This window comes from uncultured Thiothrix sp. (assembly GCF_937873765.1).
Lineage (GTDB): Bacteria > Pseudomonadota > Gammaproteobacteria > Thiotrichales > Thiotrichaceae > Thiolinea.
Genome location: NZ_CALMZC010000013.1, coordinates 105,414 through 124,171 on the forward strand (window position 1 = coordinate 105,414; position 18,758 = coordinate 124,171).

The window sequence follows — 18,758 nt, forward strand, 5'->3', positions numbered from 1 at the left end:
CATTAATGGTGATGGTGACCGCCTGGCCCATGAGCATGGCCGTGGCTGAGTTCATCTTTAGTCGCAGCCCGTACATCTAGCACAGTGACTTTGAAGTTCAAAGTTTCGCCTGCTAACGGATGGTTGCCATCAATCGTAATTGTATCGCCCTCAACAGCAGTGATCACAATCGTTTGCATACCGGCATTAGTCTGAGCATGGAATTGAGCACCGGGAACAATATGCTCTTCATCAGCACCCGCAAACATAGAGCGTGGCACTTGTTGTTGTAAAGCTTCATCTTTTAGGCCATAGGCATCTTCAGGTGGAATCGTCACATCCAACTCATCACCTTTTTGTTTGCCGGTTAAGGCATTTTCTAAGCCCGGAATAATATTATGAGCGCCATGGAGGTACACAAACGGATGGTGTACATCAGCTTGGTCAAGGGTTTCGCCCTGAGTATTAGTTAACACATAAGCCAAGCTGGCCACGGTATTCGGAGCAATTTGCATGCAAGTTTCCTTTAGGGTTGGCAGCGACTTTCAGGGTGGTCGCGGCGATGATTCAGGTAGCGATTACTACCATCCGGGCTGGTTTTAAAGCGCCGGTGTGTCCACAGATACTGTTCAGGGAACTCGCGTACCTGTTGCTCGATGATCTGATTGATTCGGGCGGTGTCAGTATGAACGGATTCGCTCGGAAAGTCTTGTAAAGGGGGTAAAAAACGCAGTAGATAGCCATTGGCTTGGCGCACGGTGAAAAAGGGTACGATTTTAGCGTGTCCTAACGAGGCTAAGCGGCTAGTTGCAGTATTGGTAGCAGCTTCGACCCCAAAAAAGGGAGTAAGTAGACTACTTTTCTGCTCAAAGTGCTGATCTTGGGCATACCAAACTGGAAAGCCTTGTTTCAAGCTTTGCACCATCGTGCGAATTTGATCGCGGGAAATCGCTTGCCCGTAGCGCTTGGAACGAATTTTAGCAATCTGCTGTTCAATAACCGGATTTTGATGCGGGCGATAGATCACATGCAAAGGTAAATAGGGAGCCAGTAAGCGTCCACCTAATTCTAAACTAGTAAAATGCGCACTTAAGAGGATAACGCCACCTTGTTGGTGCGCGTTTTTTAGATGTTCCAAACCTTCTAAAAAAGCTAATTCGGATAGACGTTTTTCATTGCCCCACCAGCTCAGGGCGGTTTCAAATAAGCCCTGCCCCATTGAAATGAAATGCTGAAGGCTCAACTCAGCCCGCTGTTCAGGGCTTAACTCAGGAAACGCTAACTCTAAATTTACACAGCAAATATAACGGCGGCGCTTCAAAGTTTTAAACAGGAGCAAACCGAGCTGCTTCCCCAGCCACATCTGTACTTGCCACGGCAGTTGTACGAGCAGCCATAAACAGCCTAAACCAAGCCAAGTAGGCCAATAGCGCGGGCGAAGTAGAGACTGCTGGGTTATCCTTGGGTTCATGCCTATGGTTGTTTAATTAAAAGCTTGGCATGTTAAACCGTTTGAGGGAATTTGCTAGTGGCCTTGATGGTTGAAGCGAAAAGGCAGCAAGCCCATCACCTGACGAAGCTCATTGATTTCTTCTAAAGTCGTTATTTGTTCTGGATCTAGTTGAAAGCGATAGCCCTGATCATTTTGCAATGCTTCATAGTGGTCATTTTGCCCTAGCATAAGGCTGTCAGGAATTTCACGAAAGGCTAAACAGTCTTGCTCTGGTAGGTTCAGCAGATGCTCACAAAAAGCACAAATGGGAGGTAATAAGCAGCTCATTCATAATACTCCTCAAAAGGTAATGGTTGTAGCATCAGCGGCGTAATCGAGAATACTCACTAAACCGCGTATTTCCACGCCCGCACGTCGCACTAAATTGGCACCCGCTACCAAGGGTAGACTACAGACTTGATCACAAGCTGAGCAGAGATAAAGTTTGCCCTCCAGCTCTAAGTAGGTATCCATGAGTTCGGCAAGTGCCGGAAAACCCGCCTGATGAATCAACTCAGCATGTCCTTCATACGCCCAATGACTGCCATCACCCGCTAGAAATAAGTGCGTAGGTTTATCTAAAGCGAGGGCAGAGCAGGCTGCTGAAAAGGCTAAGGTAGCACGTTTGCCTTGGTCTTCTAAACCTGTTGCCAACACAATGACATAATTGCGTGGCGGCTGCGGCAAACTTGGTTGAGGTAAGTAAGAGGTCAGAATAGGGGTCCGTAAAGGTAAGTTTTTAGAATTAAGTGTTGTTTGTTGAGCAGTCAACATAATTGATAGCCTTTTTAAAAAAATTTGGAGTTTGTTTGGTATGAGTACATCGTATTATAGGTGAGTGTGCTGAGTGTTTATTCCTACTTAAGTATGAGTGGTAAGCCGTTGGTCGGATTGTTTGAGCTTAGTGAAGTTAGTTTATTGCTCATTAGTCGGCGTTTCTGTGCTGCCCTCGACTGTCATCGTGAAGTTAAGAATGCCTGTGCGAGTGCCTTTGTATCATGAGGGGAAATATCGAGAAAAATTCCAACTACGATTTAATTGTAGTGGGCATTAATCTGCAGGGACTAGATGGCTTCGGTTTATTGCATCAACTACAAAAACACTTCGTTAATATACCTATAATCATGATTGCAGCTTCTAACGAGCCTAAGTTGATGATACAGACTTTAGAACAGGGAGCGAGTGCTTATGTACATAAGGGGCTATTGCATAACGTTCATCAAGTGCTCAGTGGTAATATTTATTTTCATGATTTGGTTCAATCAGTACAAATAGATTCTACGTTTACTCTTGCTTAAGCTCTAAAAGTTAGTGAGTGCTAGTTAGAAACGCTAAAACTAGTTGCTATTGGTTTATCTAATAAAGAAATTGCTCGGGAGCTTGAAATTACGGAGTCAACTGTGAAAACTCACGTTTCTAAATTAATGGCCAGTTTAGTAGTTAATCATCGCACTAGCTGTGTGATTGAGGCTAGGAGATTGGGGTTGTTATAGGTCAGCAGCTACTTACTAGCTGCTGACTCTAGTTAAATCTTAGTAAGTAGGTTGATAAGGTGTATTGTAATGAGCAGGTGGAGTATAGGCCTGTTTGGCAGCACAGCGCCATTCATAAGCATAATTGTAATAGCGTTTCTGGCATTCATACACTGCACAGGCATAGCCATAATGTGATTTGCAACTGGAAACTGCAAATTTTTCTGCTTCCCATTTAGTGGGATACCAAGGACTCCAAGGATTCCAAGCAAACGCTGCTCCTGCTAAGAGCAATAAAGCAGTAAACACACTGAACTTTTTCATGACACACTCCTCGTTTGAGTTTGCCTGAACCAGTCTACGCCTATTTTTGGGTTTTGTAACTGAGACTAAAGTATGATTAAAAGCAACACATCAGTTGCTGACATCTTCTTTAGGAGAATGAGCTAAGCTAGTGAGAGTCCTAGCCACATCAAGAGGGGAAAGTATGCGCTTCATATTTATTGTAACCGGCCTTGGTTTGTTAGGGTTATGTGCTGGCTTTGCCTTCCACTTGCCTTGGGCTTTAAGCCTGTGGCCTTGGGAGGATGGTAAGCTTTCTTATCTATTTATTGCGTCGATTTGTGCAGGAATTGCGCTGCCTGTGCTCTGGATTGGTCTGGCAGAAGAATATGCAGCCGTTCAAGCTGGTGCTTTAGATTTTGCACTGATGTACGTTGGTTTGCTGGCAACTTTAATTATTACTTATCCTGCTGTTCAAGAATGGGTTGATCCATCTCTAGCAATAGGCTTATGTACTGCCTCCTTGCTACTAAATTTAGGCTTATATATTTGGTCGAGAAAATTTTCTTTTAAATATGATCAACCGATTCCAGCTTTGCTGCGCTTTTCCTTTGGGCTATTTTTTCTTGCGTTAGTGATAGTCGGTATTAGCCTAGTATTACGTTTGCCACATATTTTTCCGTGGCCGCTTAAACCTCAGACCTCGATTGTGTTTGGTTGGATTTACTTAGGTGCTGCAATTTATTTTCTCTACGGCTTGATTTATCCGGTTTGGGGGAATGTAAAAGGGCAGTTAGCAGGGTTCTTAGCCTATGATCTATTATTGATTTGGCCATTTATTCAGCATTTAACGAATACTGTTAAACCTGAGCATCAGTTAAGTTTGTTGGTTTATTTGTCAGTCTTAATTTATAGTGCAGTTTTAGCCATTTACTATTTGTTCATTCATCGTCAATCGAGGCTCTCATTTAAAAGCACCAGTTTATAAGACAGTGTGCTTGACTACGGTAAATTACTAGTAAACTAGCAGTGTAAAATGTGGCTAGTTGAGTGCTTGTAAGCATTGTGTACTGAGATGCTTGGCTAATTGAATGTAGCTAGTCTCTTGTGATTGTTGAGCTAATGTATCTAATTGTTGGGCTGCTTGTAGGGCTTGCTCAATTTGTTTGGTTTGTAAGTAAAACTCAGCGATGCCTTGATACAAGGGTAATTTTAAAATCCAATCAATGGCTTGGGTATCAGTTAGCAGATAAGTATTAATCTCATGAATATAGGTTTGAGCTTGCTGAAAATCGGCTTGTTTCATTTTAAGATGAATAAGAATAATCAAACTAAAAAAATAAGCACTGGTTTTAAAAGGCATGGTTTGGTGCTGTTGGTAAATAGGTTCTACTAATAAAGCTGCTGACTGATAATCCTGAGTATGAATCAATAACCATGCTTGTTGTAGTTGAAAGTGCGTCATCCAATGCGTTTGGGCATTTTTTTCTGCCAGTGCTAAAGCTTCTTTAATCAGGTATGCCATTTGCGGCCATTGCTGAAGATAGAAATAAGACCAAGCCTGAAAGAAAATACTAGCTAGATAACTATTTGCATCACCAGCTGCTTTAGCCAGTTGCTGAGTTTCAATAGCAATCTCAGTCGCTTGCTGGTAGTGTGAGGTAATAATTAAATAATAAATATACATTAGGGAGTGCGTACATTTCAGGGTAGGATCAGTGGTTTGCCGTGTCAGTTGCATAGCAGACTCATAATCTTCGCGGTATTCGGGGCGATAACCTTCGATAATACTTCGCCAATGGGCTAACTTGCCACGTGCATGCGTAGTCAGTGCGGCATCACCTAACATTTCACTTAAGGCAACTGCACGTTGTCCAGTGACTAGACATTGCTGGCGATTCACCCAAAATAGTGCACCCGCTAAGCCTAATAAACCACGTACAGTATGTTGATTGGATTGGGCTTCACTCGCTGCAATGAACTCCTGATATGCAGGTAAAGCGAGTCCTAATTGACCGCTAGCCAACAAGAGATTGCACCGCTGCTCCAGCCAATCGAGCGTAGCCAAGCTATCTTTGGTTTGACTGTGCAACTCGATAATGTGCTCAAGCTGTTGCAAGGCTTCGTGATAAGCAAAGCGTTGACTAGCCACACGGCTGGCTTGTTGCAGGCAGTGGATCGCTTGGGTGAGATCACCGCCTTGTTCAAAGTGATAAGCCAATTTCGCAGCAATTTCAGCGTGCCGCTCTTGATAAGCAGCCTGTAAACGCTTGGCTAGGCGCAAATGATAATGTCGGCGACGTGCGGCTGAGAGCGTTGTATAAATAAACTCTTGGTAGATTTTATGGCGGAAGCGATAGCTTTCACCAATCGAACCATCCGGCCAGACATATTCACCACTTGAAATTAGCCAAAACTCCTTTAATAACAGTTGCGCATACTCATCCTCTAAACTTAACACATCTTGCTCAAGAATAGCGCCACAACCCTCTGAAGTACTGCGGCTAATAGCAATACTGGCTGCTTGTAACAGATGCGTTTCTTGAGGACTCAAACTGGCAAATTTGAATTCCAATAAAGTTTTTAGGCCCCCAGAAATGGCTTGCTCTAACCAAGCAGGTGTGATCTCTGCTAGTTCGATGTAAGCGCTGCTTTTTTTTATATGCTCCAAGGCAGTAAAAACGAATAAGGGATTGCCTTCGGTATAGCGTTGGAATAGCTCAACAGCCCAAACGGGGTTTAAGGTGGGTGACAATTGTTCTATTAAGTAAGCTGTTAAATCAGCAGAGTTTAGTGCTGTTAAGTGTAGGGTCTGGCATTTTTGGGTAGCGGCGAGTTCCCCTAAGAGGTTTTTTAAGCGGGTTTGTTGCTGTAAGTGTGAGGGTCTTAAGCTACTGATGATTAGTAGACGTGCAGGTTGTTGGCGTTGAATTAGCGTTGCTAATAACTCGATTGAGGCTGCATCACTCCAATGCAAATCTTCGATCACCCAGATCAGTGGCAACTGTTTGCTGAGCTGCTCAATGAAGTCAGCAAATTCACGCAACATGCGCCCCGTTGTTGCTCCAAAGGGTTCGGCGAGTGTTACTTCATTAGTAGTTTGATAAGCTGATGGTAATTGCGTGAACCAAATGGGCGCATATTGCTTTAGGTAACTGCGTACTAATTCGCCCTGTCTACTGGTCACTAACTCCACTAAGGCATCCACAAAAGGCTGATAAGCTTCAGTTTGCCCGTATTGATCCAAACATTGAACTTTCACCACCAATTGATGCTTGGGGAGGCTGGCTAGCCAATAGTTAAGCAAAGTGGTTTTGCCAAAGCCTGCCTCAGCCTGTACTAAAATACTTTGTTTCTGCCCTGCCAAGCTGTATTCCCAAGCCTTGTGTAAGTGAGCTAGTTCAGGCGCTCGACCTAATAAAGCAGACTGAGTATTTAGCTTGGACTCAATAGTAGGAACACCGCATGTATCAAGCAAGATTGATGCTTGATCCACTTCAAGCTCAGGCAAGTTACCAATAAAACGGTAGCCGCGCCGGTGGACTGTTTCAATAAAATGTGGCTCTTTCGCATCATCCGCTAAGGCTTTCCGTAATTCACCAATCGTGACCTTCAAGACTGCGTCAGTAACAAATACGCCTGGCCACACAGCTTTTAGTAACTCTTCTTTGGTGACTAATTGCTGAGGGTGTTGGCGTAGATATGCAAGGATGCCAAAGGCTTTGGGGGCGAGTTGAATCGTGCCTTTGGGGGTATGTAAGGATTGATTAGCAGGGTCGAAACGGAACGAGTCGGGCATCAAGGCTCACTTTAATCGTACAGGTTTAAATTGCTTTATAGCAATTTTACCAAAACTTTACCGCTTTTTTATGACCAAAAAAGAGTATTTTCATAAACTGGTTCCAACAAGACACGATAATTAGTGGATATTTAGAGTGAATGCAAGAGTCTTAGAGAAGGAGTAATGAGAAGTGAAAATCAATTTTAATCTGAGAAATGCTGTGGTGGCTGGTGCATTGGCATTATCTATCATAAATCCTTTAAAGGTATATGCGGTAGAAAGGGTTAGTGCGCAAAGTTATTTAAATCAAATGATTAATAAAAAAGGACAAAGATGTTCTGGAGACTTATTAGGGCAAAAGCCTAGTTTGGCACCCTTTGTAAAAATTTTAATAAATAATTTGCGTCCAAATAAACAATATTCTAATTATAAAAATGATTTTAAAATTATTGGTACACCATTATGTAAAACAAGAACTATAGTTAGTAGTAGTGGTTTGAAATTAGCCTCATATAAATATATAGAAGTGGAAAGTATGGATGCATATTATGGTTTAAGTAACAATCCAGTCATGGGTTATAAATTTATATTAAACTTAGGAGAGGAGCCAGCACCATTTAATCTTTTTTCAGATATGGGTAGTTTAACTATCTACTCTCCAGATGGAACTGTGAGAAAATACTGGTTGCCTGATAGAGTGGAGGTGGTGGATTATGCCTTTAGTTATGGTGGTATTTATGAGTATGCTACTTTTTATGGTGATTTTGATAGTGGCACATCTTTCATTAGAATAGTATTTTCTTATTTCCCTAATGGGTAGGTGTTGTATTAAAGTAAATTAGCAGTATTTATGTTATTAGATCTCTTGCGAAAATAGATCCGAGCAATAAATTAAAGCTTATTCTAATTTTTGAAAAATAGAGGGTTTGACTAAAAATGACGATAATGTTGATTAATTTTTTGTATAAAAATCTTTAGAGGCGTTTTATGAAAAGTTTAATTAAGAAAGTTGCTCTATGTGGTCTTGCTATGACAGTTTTAGGTGTAGGCTCTATAAGTCAGGCAAGTAATCTTAGTAATTTACACGAGGTTAATAGTTTTATAAACAACAGTGTTTTTAAAGAAAAAGATTGCTTTATTCCCACACAGACTTATTTCATGAGTTATATGATTTTACATTTACCAGATTTTAACCTAAATAACTCTGTTAGTTCTTCGATAGTTGATTGTGTTGCTAGTAAAGATCAGATGGCGAATACACTTCGTTCAGATAATCAGCTTATCAAAGTATCAGGAAAACTTTATGAATATGGTGAGGAGTTTGGGGGTGGAATAGAAAAAGGTAGATATGAACTAATACTAGGAGATAATAGGGTTTTACCGCCATTAAATGCACCATCAGGAACGTTGAAAATTTTTAAAGAGGATGGTGCGATTACGAATTACTTTTTGTATAATATTAAAATTGGTGTAAGTGATTTAAATGAAGGTGTAGATTTAAGTAATGGTATCTATATATATTCAGAGTTGGATGGGGTCGGGGATAAAGATGGCTTATTAATATTTAATATTAGATTAAGGCTTATTGAAGGGTGAGGTTTGCAGAGCAGTGTTTCACAAGATATGAAGTGAGAGTGATATGTTAAATAAGTTAAAATCATTTTTTTGGAAAAACTACCAAATCTTATCTGAAACTGCATTCAAGACTGCAGCAAATAAACGATTTGGATCTTTAAATAAACTACTCATTAATCGCTATCACTTTCAAATTTAATGAAACACTATCTAAAATTTCTTATGACCAACCATTTAAAAATATGAAAAAGAAAAATTACTTGTCAGCTACTATGTGTTAAAGCTAGATAGCTTGATGTGTCCTCCTAAAGATTTATCTTAATTTTACCAAAGCTTTACTCCCTCCTTATGACTACTTCGCCGTATTTTCTTAAGCTAACCCTAACAAACATGAAGATGAGTAAGTTGAAATAAATTCAAGGGAGTTTGTCATGGAAAGTGAAGTTATTGTAGCGATTATCGGTGGCTTATTTGGTCTAGCTGGTATTTGGTTAAGAGCAAAGTTGAAGGTGTCTGAAAGGGATACTTCTATGGGGGAGTCATTGGGGGGATCTATGGCACAGTCTGCTGTTAAATCTCCTAAGTTCGCTGCTGCGATGAGTTTCTTTTTTCCTGGTGTGGGCGAGCTATATTTAGGTCAGTCTAAAAAGGGATTAACGATTTTTGTTTTAGCAATCATTTTAGGAGGCGGAACTATGGGCGTTGTTTGGTTTATCTTAGGCGTGTATAGCTGCTTTCATGCGCATAAAATTGGTTGTTTATTAGCACGTGGTCTCCCTATTCAGGCTTGGGAGTGAGGATTGGTGAGAATCCTTCTTACCAAACACTTACCAAAATCTTACCGTTTCTTTATGACTGCAAAGGGGTGTTTTCATACACTGATCCCAACAAGACAAGGCTAGCAGTGACTCACTAAAGCCCAGTTAAGTTAGGCCCCAAAGGGCAATGAACTATCATCAGTTTCAATGAATTGTGAGGGAGTAAAATCATGAAAGCTAAATTAGTAATGGCAGCTTTATTAGGTTCTTTAGTGTTAGGGGCAGCAGGTAGTGCAGTCGCATGGAATCCTTGGAGCGCTTGGTATCCTACTAAATGGGAAGCAGAGCAAGCGGCTGTGACTAGTTGTAAAAACCATTATGGCTATGCTTGCGTAGTTTATGAATGCCAAAAACGTTACTACAATTATGATTACCAATGGCGCTGTGCAGCCAAGCAACAAAGCTATAGTTATCCTAGTAACCATTACAGACCCCCTTATTCAACTTATTAGATTAATAAGCCTGCATTTGAGTAAGTTATCACAGGATGGCTTACTCTTTCTGCTTGTTGAATAGCCAGCCAGCTGGGTTCGACAGATAAGTATTTCCCCAGAGTTCCTAGACTGTTATAATAGCTGCCTTTTTACCAACCTTAACTAATCTGGAGCTTTGGACGATGTCTCTGAATGCAGAACAGAAAGCGGCAATCGTAGCTGATTATCGCCAGTCAGACACTGACACCGGGTCGCCGGAAGTGCAAGTTGCGCTGTTAACAGCCAACATTAAGCATTTAACCGAGCACTTTGCGACCCACAAGAAAGACCACCACTCACGTCGTGGTATGTTGAAAATGGTTAATCAACGTCGCAAATTGCTGGATTACCTCAAAGGTAAAGACCTAGCGCGTTATCAGACGCTGATTGAACGCTTAGGCTTGCGTCGCTAAGCCGATGCACCGAAAACACCGCAATTCTGCGGTGTTTTTGTTTGCGCGACTCTGAACCCTTATGCTCGTTGTCGTCATGCAGGAAGGTTGTTTAAAGCTGTTTTGCCGCAGAATAACTTTAAACAGCCTGCCCGTGACAGTTTGTAATACCCTTAATTTAAAAAAATAGGCTGAATAATAGTTATGGCAAAAGTGACTAAAACTTTCCAATATGGTCAACACACCGTTCGTATCGAAACTGGCGAAGTAGCTCGCCAAGCTAGCACTGCAGTAATCATCAGTATGGATGAAACAGTATTGTTAGTGACGGCAGTGGCGGAAAGACAAGCTCGTGAAGGCCGCGACTTCTTCCCACTCACTGTGAATTATCAAGAAAAATTCTATGCTGCAGGCCGGATTCCCGGTGGTTTCTTCAAGCGTGAAGCCCGTCCGACTGAAGAAGAAACTTTAGTTGCCCGTTTAATTGATCGCCCGATTCGCCCACTATTTCCTGAAGGCTTCACCAATGAAGTCCAAGTGGTTGCTACGGTTATTTCTTTAAATCCGAATGTTGCGCCGGATATTCCTGCGATGTTAGGTGCCTCAGCGGCTTTAAAAATCTGTGGTATCCCTTTTCAAGGCCCCATTGGTGCAGCGCGGGTTGGTTATATCAATAATCAATATGTACTGAATCCATCACCGGCTGAATTAGAAAATTCTGCTTTAGATTTAGTCGTAGCGGGTACAAATGATGCCGTGCTGATGGTTGAGTCTGAGGCCAAATTGCTAAGCGAAGAGGTCATGCTCGGTGCCGTGGTTTATGGCCATGAGCAAATGCAAGTTGCCATCCATGCGATCAATGAAATGGCTGCTGAAGTGGGCAATCCTGCTTGGGTTTGGTCAGCCCCAGAAGCTAATCAAGCGTTGGTACAAGGCTTAGCAACGGCGGCGGAAGCGGCTTTAGTCGATGCTTTCCAAATCGCGGATAAGCAAGAGCGTTACGCTCGCGTCGATGAAATTCTAGCAGCCGCTAAAGACAAGTTACTGTCGAAAGAAGAGGGAGCAGCCGGCCCAAGTGAAGAAGAGCTGCGCGTTGAGTTCAAAAACTTAGAAAAGAAAGTAGTACGTGGTCGCATCCTAGAAGGTAAGCCACGGATTGATGGTCGTGATTTACAAACTGTACGCCCTATCAGTGTACGCGTGGGTGTATTACCCCGTACTCATGGATCTGCTTTATTCACACGTGGCGAAACTCAAGCTCTCGTAGTGGCTACTTTAGGGACTGAGCGTGATGCGCAAGTGATCGATGCGATTGCTGGCGAATACAAAGACTCTTTCATGTTCCACTATAATTTCCCTCCTTATAGCGTGGGGGAAGTGGGCATGATTGGCTCACCGAAGCGTCGTGAAATTGGTCATGGCCGTTTAGCCAAGCGCGGTGTGAAGGCGACGATTCCAGCCATGGAAGATTTCCCTTATGTGATTCGCTGTGTGTCTGAAATCACGGAATCGAATGGTTCAAGCTCGATGGCGAGCGTTTGTGGTAGTTCTTTAGCGCTGATGGATGCCGGTGTACCCGTTTCTGAGCCAGTTGCAGGTATTGCAATGGGCTTGATCAAAGAAGGTGAGCGTTTTGCCGTTCTGACCGATATCCTCGGCGATGAAGATCATTTAGGTGATATGGATTTCAAAGTAGCGGGTTCACGCAACGGTATCACCGCGCTGCAAATGGATATCAAAATTAATGGTATCACCCGTGAAATCATGGAGCGCGCTTTAGAGCAAGCCAAAGCAGGGCGTTTGTTCATTTTGGGCGAAATGGAAAAAGTGATTGCAGCCCCGCGTGATCAACTCTCTGATTATGCACCACGCTATGTCACTTTAAAGATCAACCCAGAAAAGATTCGTGAAGTCATTGGTAAAGGTGGCGAAACGATTCGTGGTATCACCGAAGCTTCGGGGGCGACGATTGATATTAGCGATGATGGCTTTATTAAAATTGCGGCTGTCGATGCGGCTGCGGCGCATAAAGCTAAAGGTATGATCGAGGCAATCACGGCTGAGGTCGAGCTGAATAAAGTTTATGAAGGTAAAGTCGCACGGATTATGGACTTTGGTGCTTTCGTAACCATTCTGCCCGGTAAAGACGGCTTATTGCATATTTCACAAATTAGCCAAGAGCGTGTAGAAAAGGTCACTGATTTCGTCAATGTAGGTGATGTGGTGAAAGTCAAAGTCATCGAAATTGACCGCCAAGGGCGTATGCGTTTGAGCATGAAAGATGCGGTTTAAGCCTTAACAGGCGCATAATACTAAAAGCCCCAAATAGGGGTTTTTAGTATTTGGTAGGCTTAAAGCTTTAAGTATTCTGTGTCACTTTATCGACTACCTGTTCAGCTGCTTGAGCTAAATCTTCAGCTTCATGTTTGGCAGCTTGTGCCGCCTCCTCGGTCAACTGTTTAGCATCTAAAACAGTGTCCTCAGCTTTATCGGCTAAATTACTCGCTGCATCTTTAGTAGCCTCCACCGTGTCAGCCGCCATTTCCTTCGCAGTTTCGGTTGCAGCTGCCGCTTTATCGGCTAAATCGCTAGCAGTTTCTTGCGTTGCATCGACTGCCTCAGCCACCATTTCCTTAGCGGTTTCGCTTGCGCTAGCGGCCTTGTCAGCTAAATTGCTCGCTGCTTCTTGAGTCGCATCGACAGTATCCGCTGCTAGGTCTTTGGTGTTTTCAATAGCATCTGCGGCTTTTTCTTGAGCAGCGTCAGCCAACTCAGCAGCTTTATCGCTAGCTTCATCGGCTTTGTCACTTAAGCTATCCATTAAGTCCGATGCCTTCTCTGCGACTGTATCATAGAGCTCCTCAGCGCCTTCTTTGGCGTCTTGTAATAATTCAGCTGCTTTTTCTTTCAATTTGTCTAGCATGGGACTCTCCTAATAAATGCCGAAAGGGGGTGAGGAACAAGCACTCGCTGGAGTGCTCGTTAATGTATATAGGCTAGCTAGACGTGATCTGCAAATCAGATTATGGTGAGTCAGTTAATTAGATTCTCAGCGCTTCGACCAGCGAGTTACTAATACTCGTTTGCATCGCAGGGTCAGTGATCATCATTTCTTCATCGCGTGTAGTGATATAGAAAATGTCCTCAGCCTGCTCGCCTAAGGTAGTGATGCGTGCATTGTGCACACGTACCCCAGCTTGGTCGAGCGCTTCACCTACGCGTGACAGGAGACCGGGCATATCACCCGTGCTGACTTCCATAATCGTGAGCTTTTTGTCGGGTTGTTGGCGGAATTGAATGCGAGTTGGCACATCAAAATTGCGTAAAATCCGTGGAGTGCGATGTTGACGTACTTGGAATTGCTCACGGCGTAAATTGCGCTGCATTACTTCTACAATATGCTCTTGATCGGATGGATCATCAACAATCTTATTATCCGACCCCAAAATATGCAGGGTGTAAAGGTCGAAGCCATTCTCTTCCATCGATACGATACGCGCTTGCACAATATTCAGATTGAGTTGCTCTAAGGTAGAGACAACACGCGTGAATAAATCGGGCGAATCAGCACTATAGATGAAAATAATATTGCTACTACCAGAAATCGTGGAACGCATTTTTACTATGGGGAAGTTTTCAGGCTTAGAGGTCAGAATATATTGTGCATGCCAGCAGATCGATTCTACCGAATGTTGCAATAAATAGTCTTCACCCAAACTTTTCCATAAGTTAATACAAGCTTCTTCGCTAAATCCAGCTTGACCTAAATGCTCTAAAGCAGAATTGCGCTTTTGAGCAATGATAGAGGCGGATTTTTCTGAAGCGGGTAAGCGCTGGTTGAGTAGGTTACGTGTACTTAAGTAAAGTTCGGTCAAGAGTGAGCGCTTCCAGCTATTCCATAACTTAGGATTAGTCCCTTTGATATCAGCAATCGTCAGTAGAAATAAGTAATCTAAACGATTCTGCGCAATAATCTGCTCAGCGAATTCTTGGACAACAGCCGGATCACTAATGTCTTTACGCTGTGCGGTGACGCTCATTAGCAAATGTTTTTGGACTAACCAACTGACTAGCGAGGCATCGTGCACATTTAAGCCATGTTCACGGCAAAATTCATAAGCATCCACTGAGCCTAATTCAGAATGATCACCATTCCGACCTTTGGCAATATCATGAAACAGTGCAGTTAAATAGAGAATTTCTGGTTTTTGCAGGCGCTTGAAGATTTCACTACACATAGGAAATTCAGCAGCGCCTTTTTCAGTGCTATAGCGGCGCACATTGCTAATTACAAACAGGGTGTGTTCGTCTACGGTATAAGCATGAAATAAATCATATTGCATACGCCCGACAATGTTCGCAAAAGCAGGTAAATAGGCTGCTAAAATCCCATAGCGATTCATCAAGCGCAGCACAAAGGTAATTCCACTGGGCTGACGCAAAATCTGCATAAAAATTTGCCGATGCCAAATTTGCTGGCGGAAGCCACTATCAATTCGATGCAAATTACTGCGCATTAAGCGAATGGTTTCAGGCGCTAAGCCCGTAACCCCCGGTGTATTTTGTAGAAATAAGAAAATTTCTAATAAAGCGGTAGGGTAGAGGGTAAAGGTATCAGGTGAGTTGACCGCTAATAGATTACCGCGTTTTTCATACCATTCTCCCACCATAATCGGTTGGGGTTGCTCATCAATCGCAAGTTTAACGCGCAACACGCCCATTAATACATCAGTGAGGCGTTCAAGCTCGGTAATAGTTTTATAGTAGCGCTGCATAAAAGCTTCGACGGCTTCATTGCGGTGTTCTTGTTGACAGCCAAAGGTTTTTGCCAGCGTGTGTTGGTAGTCGAAGAGTAGACGATCTTCTTTACGTCCAGTAAGGGTATGCAGCACAAAGCGAATGCTCCAGAGGAAAGCACGTCCCTCACGCAGGCATTCATATTCACTTTGTTCTAACAAACGATGCTCATGTAATTCAGATAAAGACAGTTGCCCATACTCACGCTCAATAATCCAACCAATCATATGAATATCGCGTAAACCCCCCGGGCCTTCTTTTAGATTGGGTTCGACTCGGTAAGCAGTATCACCAAAGCGCAGATAGCGGGCTTTCTGCTCGTCTAATTTCGCTAAGAAAAAGCTGCGGCTGTCCCACATATTCTCAGGGCTAATCCCCGCGCGCATTTGGTGATAGAGATCACGGCTACCCGCTAATAGACGTGCTTCAATAAGATTAGTAATAACAGTTAAATCAGTGCGTGCGGTTTGTAGGCATTCGTCCAAAGTACGCACGCTATGTCCAACCTCAATCCCCATATCCCATAAAAAGGTCAGAAATCCGGAAATGCGCTCTTGAGCAACTAGGTCTGGCGCTTGATGGAGTAGGATCAATAGGTCCACATCAGACGCAGGATGTAGTTCTTTGCGTCCATAACCACCCACGGCAATCAAGGAGCCTTCAGAAATACTAAAGCCCGTTCGCTGCCAGATTTCCTGCAAAATGACATCCAACAAACCCGCGTGATAGTAAAGTAGGGAGCGAATGGGATATTTTTCCAAAAAATAGCCTGCCAAACGTTTACGCGCTTCCTTCAGAAATTGCGCATAGTCGCTGGGCTTTAAAGGCTGAGGTTTGCTGGTCTTAAATTCTTGATAGTGATCCAGCAAGGGGTTGAGTCGCGTATCAGTATTCATTTTAACTTGAGTTTTGCCTGCAGACGCTCATACCAACCGGCTTCATCAGGACGGAGAGTGAGAATTTCAAAGCCTGTATCGGTCACAAGAATAGTATGTTCCCATTGCGCGGAAAGCTTATGATCTTTCGTCACTGCAGTCCATTGATCCGGCAAGATTTTTAAGTCGGCTTTACCTTGGTTAATCATGGGTTCAATGGTGAAAATCATACCTGCTTGAATGGCATCACCTTTGCCTACTTTGCCATAATGTAGAATTTGTGGTTCTTCGTGGAATTTTGCCCCAATGCCATGTCCACAAAATTCACGCACGACGGAATAATAGTTTTTCTCGGCATGTTGCTGGATCGCTGCGCCAATATCGCCTAAAGTCGCGCCGGGTTTAACCGTTAAAATGCCTAAATACATGCATTCTTGAGTCACTTCTGCTAAACGTGCTCCGGGAATCGTCGGCGCACCAACATGAAACATTTTACTGGTGTCACCATGATAACCGTCCTTAATCACCGTAATATCAATGTTGAGGCAGTCACCTTTTTTTAGAACTTTATCGCTAGGGATTCCATGACAAATCTGGTGATTAACTGAGGTGCAAATCGATTTTGGAAAGGGGGGGGTACCATAACCTAAAGGGGCTGGAATGGCATTTTGCACATTCACAATATAGTCATGGCACAGATTATTTAGCTCATTGGTGGTGACACCGGGCTTCACATACGGCTCGATCATGCCTAGCACTTCGGCTGCTAGACGGCCTGCAATGCGCATTTTTTCAATTTCTTCTGGTGTTTTTATCGAGATAGCCATCGGTTCTGAATTCCAAAGTAGCACTTAAAAGCGAATCATGGTATAAAGCGCACGCCTTTTTGGCAAACAAGATTGTTTTTTACTTGTAATTATTTAATCCACACACGTATCGGCACAGGCTGCAAGGGTGCTTGAGTTTAGCGTAAAGCAGAAAACTTAAGTGAGCAGTTTGGGGTACGTGGAGGCGTAACCCAAATCAGGAGATTTACCATGCCTAAAGTTACCATGCGTCAAATGCTGGAAGCTGGTGTCCATTTCGGTCACCAAACTCGTTACTGGAATCCAAAAATGGGTCAGTACATTTTCGGCGAACGCAACAAGATTCATATCGTTAACCTCGAACAAACCTTACCTATGTTCAATGATGCCATGAATTTCATTGGCAAATTGGCTTCCCGTGGTGGGCGTATCATGTTCGTAGGTACTAAACGTTCTGCTCGTGATGCAATTCGTGAAGCTGCGCAATCTTGCAAAATGCCTTATGTAAATTATCGCTGGTTAGGCGGTATGTTGACTAACTTCAAAACGGTGAAACAATCGATTCGTCGTTTGAAAGAGTTAGAGAAAATGGCTGAAGATGGCAGCATTGAGCGCTTAAATAAGAAAGAAGTGCTGATGCTCAAGCGTGAGCAAGAAAAATTAGAGCGCAGCCTCGGCGGTATTAAAGAAATGAAAGGCTTACCCGATGCGATTTTCGTCATCGACGTAGGTTATGAAAAAATTGCTATTCAAGAAGCTAAGAAACTGGGTATCCCGGTCATCGGCGTTGTGGACACTAATAACTCACTGAAAGACGTGGATTATGTGATCCCAGGGAATGACGATGCGATTCGTGCCATTCAGTTATACGTATCAGCCGCAGCTGATGCAGTAAAGGAAGGCCATGCTTCTGCAGCGGTATCAGGTGTGGATTTATCTGAGCCAGCTGAAGAGGAGGTGGAAGAAGTCGCGGCTGCTCCAGAAACTGACGATAGTGCTGACGAAGCCTAATCCAGCTTAGCGATTGAATTGAGTTCTCGAATTTAGGAGTCTAGTAATGTCAATTACTGCGGCAATGGTAAAAGACCTGCGTGAACGTACTGGCGCAGGCATGATGGAGTGCAAAAAAGCACTGACTGAAACCAATGGTGACATGGAAGCAGCCATCGATTTAATGCGCAAATCAGGTGCATTAAAAGCCGAAAAGAAATCAGGCCGTATCGCTGCGGAAGGTCGTGTAGTTATTAAATTAAGCGCTGATCAAAAGCAAGCTTCTTTAGTTGAAGTCAATAGTGAAACTGACTTCGTCGCTAAAGATTCTAACTTTATTCAGTTTGCGGAAGCAGCGGCTGAGGCCGTACTGGCAAGCGGTGTGACTGATGTAGCAGCCTTAGCGAATGTACACTTAGCAAGTGGTCAAACCGTTGAAGAAGCGCGTGCAGCTTTAGTGGCTAAAATCGGTGAAAACATCCAAGTTCGCCGTGCGCAAATTATTGAAGCGGGTGAAGGTGCAATTGCAACTTATATCCACAGCAACAATAAAATCGGTGTAGCTTTGGTTTACACGGGTTCAGATGCTGAAATGGGTAAAGATTTAGCGATGCATGTCGCTGCTAATAATCCAGCTGGTTTGGATGAATCTAGCATACCAGTAGAGCGAGTAGTGCGCGAGCGCGATGTTCAATTAGATATCGTCATGCAAACTGGCAAACCACGTGAAATTGCTGAAAAAATGCTTGAAGGCAAAATGCGTAAGTTCTTAGCCGAGCTGACCTTATTAGGTCAAGCCTTTGTTAAAGACCCAAGCGTGACTGTTGCGCAATTGTTGAAAAACAAAGGGGCTAGTGTTACCACCTTTACCCGTATGGAAGCAGGTGAAGGGATCGAGAAGAAGCAAGAAAACTTTGCAGAAGAAGTGGCTGCTCAAGCTCGTCAAGCAGGCTAAAACTCACTTTAAGTGTACAAGAGAAGGGGCAACATGGTTGCCCCTTTTTCTTTTCATCTGTATAAAGTACG

Annotated in this window: 19 protein-coding genes and 1 pseudogene; 11 read left to right on the forward strand and 9 right to left on the reverse strand. The window is 43.2% G+C overall.

What is annotated here, in order from left to right; genetic code table 11:
• Positions 1-2: 2 nt before the first annotated feature.
• The 4 genes from Q0307_RS03010 to Q0307_RS03025 are packed head-to-tail and all read right to left on the reverse strand — an operon-like array spanning position 3 to position 2,245.
• On the reverse strand, positions 3-494 hold the full coding sequence (locus Q0307_RS03010) for a peptidylprolyl isomerase (protein WP_298656288.1): 492 nt from the start codon (positions 492-494) through the stop codon (positions 3-5).
• A gap of 11 nt (positions 495-505) precedes the next feature.
• Complete coding sequence (gene lpxL / locus Q0307_RS03015; protein WP_298656291.1) at positions 506-1,450, reverse strand: LpxL/LpxP family Kdo(2)-lipid IV(A) lauroyl/palmitoleoyl acyltransferase; 945 nt, start codon at positions 1,448-1,450, stop codon at positions 506-508.
• A gap of 54 nt (positions 1,451-1,504) precedes the next feature.
• Positions 1,505-1,759 (reverse strand): hypothetical protein, encoded by a 255-nt coding sequence (locus Q0307_RS03020; protein ID WP_298656294.1) that lies wholly within the window; start codon positions 1,757-1,759, stop codon positions 1,505-1,507.
• 12 nt (positions 1,760-1,771) lie between these two features.
• On the reverse strand, positions 1,772-2,245 hold the full coding sequence (locus Q0307_RS03025) for a DsrE family protein (RefSeq protein ID WP_298656297.1): 474 nt from the start codon (positions 2,243-2,245) through the stop codon (positions 1,772-1,774).
• A gap of 224 nt (positions 2,246-2,469) precedes the next feature.
• On the opposite strand from Q0307_RS03025, the gene Q0307_RS19015 reads away from it, so the two are divergent.
• Positions 2,470-2,769, forward strand: coding sequence for a response regulator (locus Q0307_RS19015; protein ID WP_366936739.1), 300 nt, complete (start codon positions 2,470-2,472; stop codon positions 2,767-2,769).
• A 39-nt stretch (positions 2,770-2,808) separates the two neighbouring features.
• Positions 2,809-2,964, forward strand: a pseudogene (locus tag Q0307_RS03030) (LuxR C-terminal-related transcriptional regulator); the annotation flags it as partial.
• A 39-nt stretch (positions 2,965-3,003) separates the two neighbouring features.
• Here Q0307_RS03030 and Q0307_RS03035 read toward each other — a convergent pair.
• The gene (locus tag Q0307_RS03035) at positions 3,004-3,267 is read right to left on the reverse strand and encodes a hypothetical protein (RefSeq protein WP_298656300.1); all 264 of its coding nucleotides are present in this window, start codon (positions 3,265-3,267) and stop codon (positions 3,004-3,006) included.
• 163 nt (positions 3,268-3,430) lie between these two features.
• Here Q0307_RS03035 and Q0307_RS03040 point away from each other — a divergent pair, with 163 nt between their 5' ends.
• A complete protein-coding gene (locus Q0307_RS03040; RefSeq protein ID WP_298656302.1) occupies positions 3,431-4,213 on the forward strand; it encodes a hypothetical protein in 783 nt (260 codons plus the stop codon).
• 54 nt (positions 4,214-4,267) lie between these two features.
• Here Q0307_RS03040 and Q0307_RS03045 read toward each other — a convergent pair whose 3' ends face one another.
• On the reverse strand, positions 4,268-7,024 hold the full coding sequence (locus Q0307_RS03045; protein WP_298656305.1) for an AAA family ATPase: 2,757 nt from the start codon (positions 7,022-7,024) through the stop codon (positions 4,268-4,270).
• A gap of 172 nt (positions 7,025-7,196) precedes the next feature.
• Between Q0307_RS03045 and Q0307_RS03050 the strand changes: the two genes are divergently transcribed.
• The 6 genes from Q0307_RS03050 (at position 7,197) to pnp (ending at position 12,556) form a co-directional block, all read left to right on the forward strand.
• Positions 7,197-7,826, forward strand: a complete 630-nt coding sequence (locus tag Q0307_RS03050) for a hypothetical protein (protein WP_298656307.1) — start codon at positions 7,197-7,199, stop codon at positions 7,824-7,826.
• Positions 7,827-7,993: 167 nt separating this feature from the next.
• Positions 7,994-8,602, forward strand: a complete 609-nt coding sequence (locus tag Q0307_RS03055; protein WP_298656310.1) for a hypothetical protein — start codon at positions 7,994-7,996, stop codon at positions 8,600-8,602.
• A gap of 410 nt (positions 8,603-9,012) precedes the next feature.
• On the forward strand, positions 9,013-9,378 hold the full coding sequence (locus Q0307_RS03060) for a hypothetical protein (RefSeq protein WP_298656338.1): 366 nt from the start codon (positions 9,013-9,015) through the stop codon (positions 9,376-9,378).
• A 191-nt stretch (positions 9,379-9,569) separates the two neighbouring features.
• Positions 9,570-9,851, forward strand: a complete 282-nt coding sequence (locus Q0307_RS03065) for a hypothetical protein (protein WP_298656341.1) — start codon at positions 9,570-9,572, stop codon at positions 9,849-9,851.
• A gap of 164 nt (positions 9,852-10,015) precedes the next feature.
• The gene (gene rpsO / locus Q0307_RS03070) at positions 10,016-10,285 is read left to right on the forward strand and encodes a 30S ribosomal protein S15 (RefSeq protein WP_298609425.1); all 270 of its coding nucleotides are present in this window, start codon (positions 10,016-10,018) and stop codon (positions 10,283-10,285) included.
• 183 nt (positions 10,286-10,468) lie between these two features.
• Entirely contained in the window at positions 10,469-12,556 is a 2,088-nt protein-coding gene (pnp, locus tag Q0307_RS03075) for a polyribonucleotide nucleotidyltransferase (RefSeq protein WP_298656344.1), read from the forward strand.
• Positions 12,557-12,623: 67 nt separating this feature from the next.
• On the opposite strand, the gene Q0307_RS03080 is transcribed toward pnp, so the two are convergent.
• The 3 genes from Q0307_RS03080 to map form a co-directional block, all read right to left on the reverse strand.
• On the reverse strand, positions 12,624-13,187 hold the full coding sequence (locus Q0307_RS03080; protein ID WP_298656347.1) for a hypothetical protein: 564 nt from the start codon (positions 13,185-13,187) through the stop codon (positions 12,624-12,626).
• A gap of 118 nt (positions 13,188-13,305) precedes the next feature.
• A complete protein-coding gene (gene glnD / locus Q0307_RS03085; protein WP_298656350.1) occupies positions 13,306-15,957 on the reverse strand; it encodes a [protein-PII] uridylyltransferase in 2,652 nt (883 codons plus the stop codon).
• Positions 15,954-16,763 (reverse strand): type I methionyl aminopeptidase, encoded by an 810-nt coding sequence (map, locus tag Q0307_RS03090; RefSeq protein WP_298656353.1) that lies wholly within the window; start codon positions 16,761-16,763, stop codon positions 15,954-15,956. Before map ends, glnD begins: the two co-directional genes overlap by 4 nt.
• A 210-nt stretch (positions 16,764-16,973) precedes the next feature.
• Between map and rpsB the strand changes: the two genes are divergently transcribed.
• On the forward strand, positions 16,974-17,753 hold the full coding sequence (gene rpsB / locus Q0307_RS03095) for a 30S ribosomal protein S2 (RefSeq protein WP_298656356.1): 780 nt from the start codon (positions 16,974-16,976) through the stop codon (positions 17,751-17,753).
• 46 nt (positions 17,754-17,799) lie between these two features.
• Entirely contained in the window at positions 17,800-18,687 is an 888-nt protein-coding gene (gene tsf / locus Q0307_RS03100; RefSeq protein ID WP_298656359.1) for a translation elongation factor Ts, read from the forward strand.
• The last annotated feature ends 71 nt before the right edge of the window (positions 18,688-18,758 follow it).